This window comes from Streptomyces sp. NPDC057010 (assembly GCF_042673805.1).
Lineage (GTDB): Bacteria > Actinomycetota > Actinomycetes > Streptomycetales > Streptomycetaceae > Streptomyces.
The window spans coordinates 14,083-27,066 of record NZ_JBHUSC010000046.1; the positions used below are offsets into that span (position 1 = coordinate 14,083).

Here is a 12,984-nt window from a genome sequence, read left to right on the forward strand (position 1 = left end):
TCCCCTTGTCCGTCGCACATCGGTGTGCTGTAAGCACCTTACGCAGCAACCGCCCCAGGTTTCGCGTGCACGGGTGTTCCCGTACGGGAGCGCTCACTGTCCGTGGCCCCCGGGCCCGGTTGCGGCATCATCGTCTGCGTGACGACACGACGCCTGATGCTGCTGGACACCGCCTCCCTCTACTTCCGCGCCTACTTCGGTGTGCCGGACTCCGTGAAGGCCCCCGACGGCACCCCCGTCAACGCCGTGCGCGGACTGCTCGACTTCATCGGCCGGCTGGTCCAGGACCACCGGCCGGACGATCTGGTGGCCTGCATGGACGCCGACTGGCGGCCGCACTGGCGGGTGGAGCTGATCCCCTCGTACAAGGCCCACCGGGTCGCGCTGGAGACGGAGACCGGCCCCGACGAGGAGGAGATCCCCGACACGCTCGCCCCGCAGGTGCCGATCATCGAGGCGGCGCTGGACGCCTTCGGGATCGCCCGCGTCGGCGTCCCCGGCTACGAGGCCGACGACGTGATCGGAACGCTAACGGCCCGCGCTCGAGGCCCGGTGGACATCGTCACGGGCGACCGGGACCTCTACCAGCTGGTCGACGACGCCCGGCAGCGCCGGGTCCTCTACCCCCTCAAGGGCGTGGGCACCCTCCAGGTGACGGACGAGGCCTGGCTGCGGGAGAAGTACGGGGTGGACGGCCCCGGCTACGCGGACCTGGCGCTGCTGCGCGGGGACCCGAGCGACGGCCTGCCGGGCGTTCCCGGCATCGGCGAGAAGACGGCGGCGAAGCTCCTCGACGCCTACGGCAGCCTGGCCGGGATCATCGCGGCGGTCGACGACCCGAAGTCGAAGCTGACCCCCACGCAGCGCAAGCGCCTGGACGAGTCCCGGCCGTATCTCGCCGTTGCCCCGAAGGTGGTCCAGGTGGCTTCGGACGTCCCGCTCCCGGCCTTCGATCCGGCCCTTCCTGCGGCGCCGGCGCAGCCGGAGCTGGTCGACGCGCTAGCCCATCGGTGGGGTCTCACAGGAGCAGTCTCCCGCCTCACCGGTGCACTTCGCCCTTGAGGTGCTAACTTAGGTAAGGCTAAGTTTCAGGGGAGTCAGGGGAGACACCGTGGCAGAAGGACGCGCCCGTACCGTCGGCACAGCCGTCGTGGTCCGCACCGAGCGGCTCACGCCGCACATGGTGCGCATCGTGCTGGGCGGTGACGGGCTGGCCGGATTCGGCGCGGGCGAGTTCACCGACCACTACATCAAGATCCTCTTCCCGCCGATGGGCGTCACCTACCCCTCGCCGTGGGACCTGGAGCGGATCCGAGCCGAGTACCCCCGGGCGCAGTGGCCGCGCCAGCGCGCGTACACCGTACGGGCCTGGGACCCGGCGCACCTGGAGCTGACGCTCGACTTCGTCGTGCACGGCGACGAGGGCCTGGCCGGCCCCTGGGCCGCGCGGGTCCAGCCGGGCGAGCTCGTACGGTTCCTCGGCCCGGGCGGCGCCTACGCCCCGGACCCGGCGGCCGGCTGGCACCTGCTGGTGGGCGACGAGAGCGCACTGCCGGCGATCGCGGCGGCGATGGAGCGGATGCCGGCGGGGGCGCGGGTGCACGCGTTCATCGAGGTCGAGGGCCCGGAGGCGGAGCAGAAGTTCGCCACTCCCGAGGGTGTCGTCCCCGTCTGGCTCCACCGCGGCGACCGCCCGGTCGGCGCGGCCCTGGTGGAGGCGGTCACCTCCCTGGACTTCCCGTCCAAGGACGTCCACGCCTTCGTCCACGGCGAGGCGGGCTTCGTCCGCGACCTGCGGCGCCACCTCCGCCTGGAGCGGGGTGTCGCGCGCGAGCGGCTGTCGATCTCCGGGTACTGGCGGCTGGGTGAGACGGACGAGGGCTGGCGAGCGATCAAGCGGGACTGGAACGCCCAGGTGGAGGCCGAGGTAGAACACCCCGCCGCCGCCTGACCCCTCCGGCGCCACTCCTGGGGCTCCGCCCCAGACCCCGCGCCTCAAACGCCGGCGAGGCTGGATTCGCCCGGCGCACCAAACGCACGGCGGGAGGCACATTCAGCCCCGCCGGCGATTGAGGCGCGGGGCACGGGGCCGGGCCCCGGAACGCGCGGGGTCGGGCGTCCGGCAGGACAATGGCCCCATGCGTACCCTCCGCACCGCCGGAACGGCGGGGGCCGCGTTCCTGCTGGCCACAGGGGTGGCGATGGCCGCCCCCAGCCCACCCCCCGCCCCGGAGCCCGCACTCACCGACGCCCAGGTCGACAAGGCGGTCGCCCGCCTCGACCAGACCATCACCGACCTGATGCGCCGCACCGGCGTCCCCGGCCTCTCCGTGGCCGTCGTCCACGACGACGAGGTCGTCCACCTCAAGGGCTTCGGCGTCCGCCGCACCGGCGAGCCCGCCAAGGTCGGCCCCGACACCGTCTTCCAGATCGCCTCGGTCTCCAAGCCCGTCTCCTCCACCGTCATCGCCGGCGCCTTCACCACCCCCGACGAGTGGGACCGTCACGTCACCCTCCCCGGCTTCGCCCTCAAGGACCCCTGGGTCACCGACCACGTCACGACCGCCGACCTGTTCTCCCACCGCAGCGGCCTGCCCGACCACGCCGGCGACCTCCTCGAAGACCTCGGCTACGACCAGTCGTACATCTTCGACCACCTGCGCCTGGAGCCCCTCACCCCCTTCCGCGCGAGCTACGCCTACACCAACTTCGGCCTCACGGCCGCCGCCGAGGCCGTCGCCCGCGCCAAGGGCACCAGCTGGCAGAAGCTCAGCGAGGACACCCTCTTCAAGCCCGCCGGCATGACGCACACCAGCACCGAGTTCTCCGCCTTCCTGGATTCCCCCGACCACGCCGTCACCCACGTGAAGAACCCGGACGGCACCTGGAGCCCCCGCTTCGTCCGCGACCCCGACGCCCAGGCCCCCGCCGGCGGCGTCAGCTCCACCGCCCGCGACATGTCCCGCTGGCTGCGGCTCCAGCTGGCCGACGGCACCCTCGACGGCAAGCGGATCATCCCCGCCGCCACGCTCGCCCGCACGCACGTTCCCGAGATCGTCTCGCAGCCGCCCACCTCCCCCACCGGCCGCGCCGGCTTCTACGGCCTCGGCTGGAACGTGTCCTACGACGACTCCGGCCGGCTGCGCCTGAGCCACTCCGGCGCCTTCGAACTCGGCACCAACGCCAACGTCACGATGCTCCCCCTCGAAAAGCTCGGCATCGTCGTCCTCACCAACGGCGCCCCCGTCGGCCTGGCCGACGCCGTCGCCCTCGATTTCTTCGACGTCGCCCAGCACGGCAAGGCCACGACCGACTGGCTGCCCCTGCTCGCCTCCGTCTACGCGAAGGAGGTCGACGAGGCCCGGTCCCCCACCGACTACGCCCACCCGCCCGCCTCCGCAAAGCCCGCCAAGGACAGCGCCGCCTACACCGGCACCTACGACAACCCGTACTACGGCAAGGCGACCGTGACGGCCGACGACAAGGGCGCGCTGACCCTCGCCCTCGGCCCCAAGCCGATGCTCTTCCCGCTCACCCACTACGACGGCGACACCTTCAGCCTCGAGACCACAGGCGAGATGGCGGCCGGCCGCACCGGCGTGACCTTCGCCGACGGCACGGTCCGCATCGAGAGCCTCGACAGGGAGCACCTCGGCACCTTCACCGAGCAGTAGCCGCATAGCCTGTCCCCGATGAGACGCAGAGCCCAGCCACCCCCCTCGCCCCTCCCCCAGCGCGCCGGCATCGACCCGGTCCGGCTGCGCCTGCCGCCCGACCCGGAGGGAAGCTGGCCGGATCTGGGCGACTACCTCACCGCGCACTACGCGGGCGGAGCCGGCGCGGAGGCCATCGCCCGCCTGCTGGAGGCCGGCCGGGTGCTCGGCCCGGGCGGGCGGGTGCTGAGCGCGCACGACCCGTACGAGCCGGGCGGCTACGTGTGGTTCCACCGCGATCTCCCGGAGGAGCCGCCGGTGCCGTTCGCGCCCCGCGTCGTCCACCGCGACCCGCATCTGCTGGTCGTGGACAAGCCGCACTTCCTGGCGACCACCCCGCGCGGCAGCCACGTCACCCAGACCGCGCTGGCCCGGCTCCGTGCGGAGCTGGACCTGCCCGCCCTCAGCCCGGCGCACCGCCTGGACCGGCTGACGGCCGGGCTGGTGATGTTCAGCATCCGGCCCGAGGACCGCGGTGCCTACCAGCTCCTCTTCCAGGGCCGCCGGGTGCACAAGGAGTACGAGGCGCTCGCGCCCCACGACCCGGAGCTGGGCTTTCCCCGTACGGTCCGCAGCCGGATCGAGAAGACCCGCGGGGTGATCGCCGCCGTAGAGGTGCCGGGCGGCGAGCCCAATGCCGAGACCCTCGTCGAACTCACCGACGTCCGGGGCGGTCTGGGCCGCTACCGGCTGACCCCGCACACCGGCCGCACCCACCAGCTGCGGGTGCACATGAACGGCCTGGGCCTGCCGATCCTCGGCGACCCGGTGTACCCGCGGGTCACCGACCCCGCCCCGGACGACTACCGGCGGCCTCTGCAACTCCTGGCCCGGGTACTGGAGTTCACCGACCCGGTCACGGGGGCGGCGCACCGCTTCGAGAGCGGGCGCACCCTGCAGGCCTGGGACGACCGTACCGCGTGGGAGGCGGGCACCGGCGGCCGGTAGGCACGGCCGGGCCGCTCAGCAGGGGCCGACGCCCGCCACCCGCAGCGCCGCGTCGGCGGTGGCCTCGGCGAAGGCGGCCACCGGGCGCGCCGGATCGGAGCGGTGGATGAGCATGACCCCCTCGATCAGGCCGAAGAGCAGGTCGTTGCGGAGTTCCAGCCCGGCCTTGTCCCCGGCCAGTTCGGCGCCCACCGCCGTTCCGTCGAGCAACATCCGGTAGGCGTCCTTGAGTTCGCTCCGCATCCGCCGGAACTGCGTGAACCGCGAGCCGGCCACCTCGGGCAGCAGGTAGAGCGCCCCGAGGTTGTACGGGCCTCCGCACAGCAGCAGCACGTCGGAGCGGCACAGTTCCCACAGGCGCCGTGCGGCGGGCTGCCCGGTGTCGGTCAGCAGCTGCCGGGCCAGTCGCAGCGAGGGCGCGACCGTGGACTCCAGCAGTTCGGCGAGGAGTTCTTCCTTGCCGTCGAAATAGTGATACATCGTGGCCTGGCGCATTCCGGCCCGTTCGGCGACCGCGCGCGTGGTCGTCGCCGCATATCCCTTCACGGTGAAGAGCTCGGCCGCCGCGTAGAGGAGTTCCTCCCGCGGCGGCCGCCCGCTCTCCGGTCTCAGCCGGTCGGCGCGCGGCCGACCGACCCGTCTCGGCCCTTCGTCTGGTCCCCCACTCATGGCCCGAATCGTCGCACACAGCACGCGCATTCGATCATGGCAAGAGATGAGATCCGGCCAGCCTCTCTTTCGGAGGAAGCCCCAAAAGCGCCTAGCCGACCGAGCTGTAGGCCACTACACCCCGCAACAGTGCGTCAACGGCCTTGCGGGCGTTGCGGGCCACCGTGCTCCCGCTGTCGCCGGTCGCCGAGGGGGCCGCTGCCGCGATCTGCCCCAGCACGTCGATGACCTGCTTGCACCAGCGCACGAAGTCGCCGGCCGGCATCTCCGCCTCGCGCAGCACCTCGTCGAGGCTCTTGTCCGAGGCCCACTGGTAGGCGGCCCACGCGAAGCCGAGGTCCGGCTCGCGCTGGCCCACGCCCTCCGCCTGGTTGATGCCGTGCTCCTCCTCCAGCGCGTCGAGCCGGCCCCAGATGTGCACCATCTCGCCCAGCGCCGCCTTCGCCGCGCCGCCCGGCACCTTCGGCGCGACCGCGTCGTCGGACTGCCGGGCCTCGAAGACCAGCGCCGAGACGCAGGCGGCCAGTTCGGCCGGGTTCAGGCCTTCCCAGATCCGGGCGCGCAGGCACTCGGAGGCCAGCAGGTCGAGCTCCCCGTACAGCCGGGCGAGCCGCCGGCCGTGCACGGTGACCTCGTCCTCGCGCAGGTAGTCGAGCTCGGTCAGGAGCGCGTGGATCCGGTCGAAGGTCCGGGCGATGGTGTTCGTCCGGCCCTCGATGCGACGCTCCAGCTGCACGGTGTCCCGCTTCAGCCGGTGGTAGCGCTCCGCCCAGCGCGCGTGGTCCTCGCGCTCGTCGCACCCGTGGCAGGGGTGCGCCCGCAGCTCGGCGCGCAGGCGGGCGATCTCGCGGTCGTCGGCCGCCGCGGCCCGGCGGCCGCGCATCCGCCGCTCCGGCGTGATGTGTCCGGCCTTGGTCCGCAGCTGGGAGGCCAGGTCCCGACGCGACTGCGGGGAGCGGGCGTTGAACGTCTTGGGGATCCGCATCCGGTCGAGCGCCTCCACCGGGACCGGGAAGTCGATCGCTGCGAGCCGCTTGACCTGCCGCTCGGCGGTGAGCACCAGCGGACGCGGGCCCTCCGCGTACTCGTACCCGCGGTGCCCGTGGACCCGTCCGGCCGGCACGCCCGGGTCCAGGACCAGCGCGAGCCCGGCGAACTTGCCCGTCGGCACGTGGATGATGTCGCCCGGCTTGAGCTTCTCCAGCGAGTCGGCGGCCTGCGCCCGCCGCTGGGCCGCGCCCTGCTTGGCCAGGTCCGTCTCGCGGTCCTTGAGGTCGCGGCGCAGCTGCGCGTACTCCTCGAAGTTCCCCAAGTGGCAGGTCATGCCCTCCCGGTAGCCCTCCAGGCCCTCCTCGTTGCGCTGTACCTGCCGGGAGATCCCGACGACCGAGCGGTCGGCCTGGAACTGCGCGAAGGAGGTCTCCAGCAGCTCGCGCGAGCGGTGCCGCCCGAACTGGCTGACCAGGTTCACGGCCATGTTGTACGAGGGCTTGAAGCTGGAGCGCAGCGGATACGTACGGGTACCCGCGAGCCCGGCCAGACCCACCGGGTCCATGCCCCGCTGCCACAGCACCACGGCGTGGCCCTCGACGTCGATGCCGCGCCGCCCGGCCCGGCCGGTCAGCTGCGTGTACTCGCCGGGGGTGATGTCGGCGTGCTGCTCGCCGTTCCACTTGACCAGCTTCTCCAGGATCACCGTGCGCGCGGGCATGTTGATGCCCAGCGCCAGGGTCTCGGTGGCGAAGACGGCCTTCACCAGGCCGCGGACGAACAGCTCCTCGACGACCTCCTTGAAGGTGGGCAGCATGCCCGCGTGGTGCGCGGCGATGCCCCGCTCCAGGCCTTCGAGCCATTCGTAGTAGCCCAGGACGTGCAGGTCCTCGGTGGGGATGGAGGCGGTCCGCGCCTCGACGATCTCGCGGACCTGCAGGCGCGCGGACTCGTCGTTGAGCCGCAGGCCCGCGTACAGGCACTGCTGGACGGCGGCTTCGCAGCCGGCCCGGCTGAAGATGAAGTTGATGGCGGGCAGCAGCCCGTCGTTGTCGAGGCGGGCGATGACCTCGGGGCGGGAGGGGGTCCAGATCCGGCCGCGGGAGCGCCGCTCGCGTTCGCGGTCGGCTTCGCGGACCATCTTGCCGCGCCGCCGGTCCTTGGGGCTGTAGGTGCGGCTGTTCTCCTCGCGGGCCATGCGCAGCAGGTCGGGGTTGACCTCGCGGCGCGCCGATCCGCGGCCGCCGTGGTCGGACTCCTCCTCGAAGAGGTCGAAGATCCGCCGCCCGGCCATGACGTGCTGCCACAGCGGTACGGGCCGCTCCTCGGAGACGATCACCTCGGTGTCGCCGCGCACGGTGTCCAGCCAGTCGCCGAACTCCTCGGCGTTGGACACGGTGGCGGACAGTGACACCAGGGTCACCGACTCGGGGAGGTGGATGATCACTTCCTCCCAGACGGCTCCGCGGAACCGGTCGGAGAGGTAGTGCACCTCGTCCATCACGACGTAGCCGAGGCCGCGCAGCGACTGGGAGCCCGCGTACAGCATGTTGCGGAGCACCTCGGTGGTCATCACGACCACCGGCGCCTCGCCGTTGACGCTGTTGTCGCCGGTCAGCAGGCCGACCTTCTCGGCGCCGTAGCGCTTGACGAGGTCGGCGTACTTCTGGTTCGACAGGGCCTTGATCGGCGTCGTGTAGAAGCACTTGCGGCCCTGCTGGAGCGCCAGGTGCACGGCGAACTCGCCGACGATGGTCTTGCCCGAGCCGGTCGGGGCGGCGACCAGCGCGCCCTTGCCGGCCTCCAGTGCCTTGCAGGCCTCGATCTGGTACGGGTCCAGATCGAATTCGTACAGCTCGCGGAAGGGGGCCAGGGCGGAGGCCTCTTCGGCGGCGCGGATCCGGGCAGCGGCGTACCGCTCGGCGGGAGAAAGTTCCTCGGTCATCTTGCTGTCGAGCCTACCCGCCGCCTCTGACAACAGTCGCGATCATTTATACGGACCGCGCGGGCCCGGCCACGGCGGCGGCCGCAACGCGGAAGCGGCCGGTCGCGCGGCGTGCGCGTCCCGGCCGCTTCCCGAGCGGTGTGCGTCAGGTCGCGTCGTCGTAGCCGTTGATCCGGCCTCGGCCGCCGTCGGCCTGCCCGGGCAGCGCGGCGGGAGCGGGGACCGCTTCCATCTCGCCGATCGGCGCCGGGGTGAGGTCCAGCTCGGCGGCTTCGTCGTCGTCGAGGTCCGCGTCGGGGTTGTTGCGCTTGCGCCTGCGGTCGTTGATCAGGCAGATGCCGAGCGCGATGAAGTACAGCGCCACGATCGGGGCGGCCAGCGACAGCATGGTGAGCGGGTCACCGGTGGGCGTCGCGAACGCGGAGAAGATCGTGATGCCGAGGACCATGGCCCGCCACCAGCTCGCCAGCCGCTTCGCGGTGAGCACCCCGGTGAAGTTGAGGAGGATCAGCAGCAGCGGCAGCTCGAAGGCCAGGCCGAAGACGACCACCATGCGCGCGACGAGGTCGAGGTAGTCGTCGACCGGGAGCAGGTTGCGCGCGTTGTCGGGCGTGAAGTCGAGCAGGATCGTCGCGGTCTGCGGGAGGATCTTGTACGCGAGCACCGCGCCGGCGCCGAACAGCGGCGCGCCGACCGCGACGAAGCTCATCGCGTACTTCTTCTCGTGGCTGTGCAGGCCGGGGGCGGCGAACGCCCACAGCTGGTACAGCCACACCGGCGCGGACAGCACGGCGCCGGCCATCAGCGAGACCTTGAGGGAGATCGAGAACGCCGAGATCAGGCCGTTCACGGTCATGTCGGCGCAGGGGTGGCCGTTGCGCTGGGTCACCACGCCGCCCGTACAGCCGACGGAGTCCAGGATCGGCTTCAGCAGGAAGTTGATGATCTCCCGGTAGAAGAACGCCGCGATGATCGTGATCACGATGATCGCCAGGACCGACTTCAGCAGACGGTTTCTCAGCTCACGCAGGTGCTCGACGAGAGGCATCCGCCCTTCGGCGTCCTTTGCCTGTCGTCCTTTTTTCTCCTGCTTGCGGGCAGACTTGAGCAACCCACGTCCCTTGTCTCGTTGCAGATGACTGGCGCGTCGGGCTGGTGTCAGCCCTGGGTGGTGCGGTTCGGCTCGTTGACGGGCCGGGAGCTGGTGACGTCACCGGGCGCGGCCTGGATGGTGCGCGGGGCGACGGGCTGCTGCGGGGCCTGGTCGGCGACGGGGGCCGCGGCGGCCGCGTCCTCGTTCTCGCCGTCCTTCTTCATGGCCTTGGCCTCGCTCTTGAGGATGCGGGCCGACTTGCCGAGCGAACGCGCCATCTCGGGAAGCTTCTTGGCACCGAAGAGCAGCACGATGACAGCGATGATCAGAAGGATCTCGAGGGGCTTCAGATTGCCGATCATGTGTGTCTTCCTTCTCACCGAAGCAGGCTGGTTGTGGTCGCTCTGGGCGGTTCGGACGGAGATCCGGTAACCGCTCAGGCAAGGATCGTAACCCCCGGGGGTAAACGCCCGGCAATCCCCCGGGGTACCTCCGATTGCGCCGGACCCGGCTAGGGCCGCAGGCCACGGCCCGCGCGGGCCAGGTCGGTGGCCGCCCGCTCCAGGTCCACCGACGCGTCCGAGATCCGGCGGCCGGCCTGCGCGACCTGCCGGGAGAGCCGGTGGACCTCCACGTAGACCCGTACGGCCAGCACGGCGAGGACGGCGACCCCCAGGAAGCCCAGGGCAATTGCGAGCATCGGCCACAGCATGGGACGAGCCTAGGCCACCGGCCCGCTCACACGCTGCGCAGGGTGCTCACGCCTCCGCCGGTCAGCAGTTCCACGATGCGTTCACCGGCGGGTTTGCGGACGGCCGCGCCGCACTCGGGACAGGTGAAGGAGTAGAAGGTGGTCCGCCGACTGCCCCCGATCGCCAGTCTCAGGGCTCCCGCGGCCAGTTCGAAGCGGGCGCGGCAGTCGGGGCAGGACGCCTTGAAGCTGACCGGCCCGGCCGCACTGCCCGCCGCACCGGCGGCCCCTGCGGCACCCGCGGCCGGCCCCCGTGAGCCGGAGGCCTGCCCCGGCCCGGGCCCAGATGGTCGAGACATCGCTCCCCGCTCCCTCTAGACCTGTTCCCCGTACCCCGCGAGTGCCTCTCGAGCGGCGCTCCGCGCACTTTCCGCCAATTCTCCGGGGGCCACGATCCGCCCCTCGCGGCCCAGCCGCAGCGCGAGCCGGCGCAGCGAGGCCGGGTCGGGGCTGCGCAGTGTGATCCGCAGGCCGCCCCCGTCGAGCTCCTCGGCGCTGTCGTGCGGGTAGTACTCGGCGACCCAGCGCCCGCCGGGCCCCACCTCGACCACGACCTCCGGGTCCTCGGCGGCCGGCTGGACCAGGCCCTCGGACAGGTCGCGCGGCTCGATGGCGGGCGGTTCGGCCCGCTCGTCGAGCAGTCGGATCTCGGCCACCCGGTCCAGGCGGAAGGTGCGGCGCGCCTCGGAGAGGTGGCACCACCCCTCCATGTACGTGTGCCCCACCGCGAAGAGCCGGATCGGATCGACCTTGCGCTCGGTGAGCTCGTCGCGCGCGGGCGAGTAGTAGCGCAGCCACAGCCGCCGGCGCTCGGCGATGGCCCGGTCGACGTCGGCGAAGACCCCGCCCTCGGACTCGAAGGTCACCGACAGCCGGGAGCTGGCCCCGGCGGCCTCGCCCGCCGCGGCCTCCAGCTTGGCGGTGGCCCGCAGCAGCGCGTCGCGGTCGCCCTCGCGCAGCCCGGGCAGGGTGGCCACCGCGCGGGCGGCGACCAGCAGCGCGGTCGCCTCGTCGGCGGCCAGCCGCAGCGGCTCGGCGGTGGACTCCCCCGAGGCGTCGGGGTTGCGCCACCAGATCCGCTCCCCGTCGGTGTCGATGTCGAGCAGGTCCCCGCCGCGGAAGCTGGTCCCGCACATGGGGAGCACGTCGAGGTCCGAGATCAGCTCGTCCTCGGTGATCCCGAAGGCCCGCGCGACGTCGGCGACGTGCGCGCCCGGGCGCTCGCGCAGGTACGTCACCAGGGACAGCATCCGGCGCGTCTGATCGATGGCGTTGGCGGCCATGCTCGTACGTCTCCCCCTCAGGGCGTGCTTTTCGGATGGTGCGGTCGCGGAATCCGTCCGATCCCGCCGGGGCTCCCGCGGAGCCCCCGTGGCGCCCTCGCGGGCCCCGTCAGCCCGCGGCGACGGCGCGCAGCCGGTCGATCACGTCGGCCCGCAGGTCGGCGGGCTCCACCACCACGACGTCCGGGCCGAACTCCACCAGCCAGGCGTCCAGGCCGTGCCCGTACGGGATCTCCAGCTCGTCCCAGCCGTCCCCGCCCTCGCGCACCGCGGTGGCCTTGGCCCGCAGCGGGTAGCCCGACCCGGCCCGCAGCCGGATCCGCGCCGAACGCTCCGCGCTCTCCCCGGCCCAGCTCGCCACGGTCTCCCGTACGGTCACCACGTCGGGCACCTCTGCGGTGTACTTCGCGGCACGGGAGCGGACCTTCCCGGTGATCCGGGAGAGCCGGAACACCCGCTCCGCCCCGCGGTCGCGGTCGAAGCCGGCCAGGTACCAGTGGCCGCGCCAGCACTCCAGCGCCCAGGGCTCCACCTGCCGGGTCTCGGGCCGGGCGGCCGTGGACTTGCGGTAGTCGAACACCACCGGCCGCCGGTCCCGGCAGGCCAGCATCAGCGGCTCGAAGGCCGCCTCGTGGACCGGGATGCGCGGCTCGATGGCACTGTGCTGGCCCTCGTACGGGTCCTCCGCCTCGGGCATCCCGCCCGCCCGCAGCTTCTGCAGGGCGCCGCTGGCCGCGCCCGCGAGGCGCGCCTGCTGCCAGACCTTGGCCGCCAGCCCCAGGGCGGCGGCCTCCTCGGCGTCCAGGGAGACGGGCGGCAGCCGGTTGCTGTCCCGGCGGGCCAGGTAGCCGGTCTCGCCCTCCAGGTTCTCCACCGTCTCGATCACCAGGCCGAGTTCCCGCAGGTCGTCCTTGTCCCGCTCGAACATCCGGTTGAAGGACTCGTCGTTGCCGGCTTCCAGGTACGCCTCGATGGAACCGCGCAACTCCCGCTTGCTGAGCGGCCGGCGGGTCCCCAGCAGACACAGCGCCAAATTCATCAGCCGCTCGGCCTTGGCAATCGCCATCGACGCCGTTCCCCCGCTCTCGACACAGACTCGTGACCGTTGACCGTACCGCCCCGGCGCGCCCTGACAAAAGCGAGGGCCCCCGCCTCACGGCGGGGGCCCACTGCTCACGCGTCCGGGTGATCAGACCGCGATCAGGTCGCAGACGAAGATCAGCGTCTCGCCCGGGGCGATCAGACCGCCGCCCGCGCCACGGTCACCGTAGGCGAGGTGCGCGGGGATCGTCAGCTTGCGACGGCCACCCACCTTCATGCCCTGGATGCCCTGGTCCCAGCCGGAAATGACCTGGCCGGCACCGAGCTGGAACTCCAGCGGGTTGCCGCGGTTCCAGGAGGCGTCGAACTCCTCGCCGGTGGAGAAGGCCACACCCACGTAGTGGACCTTGACGTAGTCACCGGCCTTGGCCTCGGCGCCGTCGCCCAGCCAGAGGTCCTCCTTGACCAGGTCGGTGGGGACCGGGCCCTCGGGGAAGTCGATCTCGGGCTTCTCGAGCTTGTCGCTCACGGAACTGCTCCTCATACGTACG

General features: G+C 72.2%; 13 protein-coding genes. 4 read left to right on the top strand and 9 right to left on the bottom strand.

All coding sequences use genetic code 11. The annotated features are described in order from the left end of the window. Positions 1-156: 156 nt before the first annotated feature. The 4 genes from ACFTXQ_RS28635 (at position 157) to ACFTXQ_RS28650 (ending at position 4,661) form a co-directional block, all read left to right on the top strand. On the top strand, positions 157-1,062 hold the full coding sequence (locus ACFTXQ_RS28635; RefSeq protein ID WP_382646006.1) for a 5'-3' exonuclease H3TH domain-containing protein: 906 nt from the start codon (positions 157-159) through the stop codon (positions 1,060-1,062). A 49-nt stretch (positions 1,063-1,111) separates the two neighbouring features. Next, positions 1,112-1,951, top strand: coding sequence for a siderophore-interacting protein (locus ACFTXQ_RS28640; RefSeq protein ID WP_382645905.1), 840 nt, complete (start codon positions 1,112-1,114; stop codon positions 1,949-1,951). Between the two features lie 187 nt (positions 1,952-2,138). Beyond that, on the top strand, positions 2,139-3,674 hold the full coding sequence (locus ACFTXQ_RS28645; protein WP_382645908.1) for a serine hydrolase: 1,536 nt from the start codon (positions 2,139-2,141) through the stop codon (positions 3,672-3,674). An 18-nt stretch (positions 3,675-3,692) separates the two neighbouring features. Beyond that, entirely contained in the window at positions 3,693-4,661 is a 969-nt protein-coding gene (locus tag ACFTXQ_RS28650; RefSeq protein ID WP_382645911.1) for an RluA family pseudouridine synthase, read from the top strand. 15 nt (positions 4,662-4,676) lie between these two features. Here the strand turns inward: ACFTXQ_RS28650 and ACFTXQ_RS28655 are convergent, their stop codons facing one another. From ACFTXQ_RS28655 to ACFTXQ_RS28695, 9 genes are all read right to left on the bottom strand, one after another. After that, positions 4,677-5,330 (bottom strand): helix-turn-helix domain-containing protein, encoded by a 654-nt coding sequence (locus ACFTXQ_RS28655; protein WP_382645914.1) that lies wholly within the window; start codon positions 5,328-5,330, stop codon positions 4,677-4,679. Between the two features lie 91 nt (positions 5,331-5,421). After that, positions 5,422-8,265 carry a DEAD/DEAH box helicase gene (locus tag ACFTXQ_RS28660; protein ID WP_382645916.1) on the bottom strand — a complete coding sequence of 948 codons (2,844 nt, stop codon included), beginning with the start codon at positions 8,263-8,265 and terminating at the stop codon, positions 5,422-5,424. A 145-nt stretch (positions 8,266-8,410) separates the two neighbouring features. Then, positions 8,411-9,376 carry a twin-arginine translocase subunit TatC gene (tatC, locus tag ACFTXQ_RS28665; RefSeq protein WP_382645919.1) on the bottom strand — a complete coding sequence of 322 codons (966 nt, stop codon included), beginning with the start codon at positions 9,374-9,376 and terminating at the stop codon, positions 8,411-8,413. A 47-nt stretch (positions 9,377-9,423) separates the two neighbouring features. Continuing rightward, complete coding sequence (gene tatA / locus ACFTXQ_RS28670; protein ID WP_382645922.1) at positions 9,424-9,720, bottom strand: Sec-independent protein translocase subunit TatA; 297 nt, start codon at positions 9,718-9,720, stop codon at positions 9,424-9,426. Positions 9,721-9,869: 149 nt separating this feature from the next. Then, positions 9,870-10,070: a hypothetical protein gene (locus ACFTXQ_RS28675; protein WP_382645925.1), complete on the bottom strand. Its 201-nt coding sequence runs from the start codon at positions 10,068-10,070 to the stop codon at positions 9,870-9,872. A 26-nt stretch (positions 10,071-10,096) separates the two neighbouring features. Beyond that, a complete protein-coding gene (locus tag ACFTXQ_RS28680) occupies positions 10,097-10,408 on the bottom strand; it encodes a hypothetical protein (protein WP_382645928.1) in 312 nt (103 codons plus the stop codon). A gap of 15 nt (positions 10,409-10,423) precedes the next feature. Continuing rightward, the gene (locus ACFTXQ_RS28685) at positions 10,424-11,392 is read right to left on the bottom strand and encodes a helix-turn-helix transcriptional regulator (protein WP_382645931.1); all 969 of its coding nucleotides are present in this window, start codon (positions 11,390-11,392) and stop codon (positions 10,424-10,426) included. A gap of 109 nt (positions 11,393-11,501) precedes the next feature. Continuing rightward, positions 11,502-12,458 carry a helix-turn-helix transcriptional regulator gene (locus ACFTXQ_RS28690; protein ID WP_382645934.1) on the bottom strand — a complete coding sequence of 319 codons (957 nt, stop codon included), beginning with the start codon at positions 12,456-12,458 and terminating at the stop codon, positions 11,502-11,504. 123 nt (positions 12,459-12,581) lie between these two features. Beyond that, a complete protein-coding gene (locus ACFTXQ_RS28695) occupies positions 12,582-12,977 on the bottom strand; it encodes an FKBP-type peptidyl-prolyl cis-trans isomerase (protein ID WP_382645937.1) in 396 nt (131 codons plus the stop codon). Between the last annotated feature and the right edge of the window lie 7 nt (positions 12,978-12,984).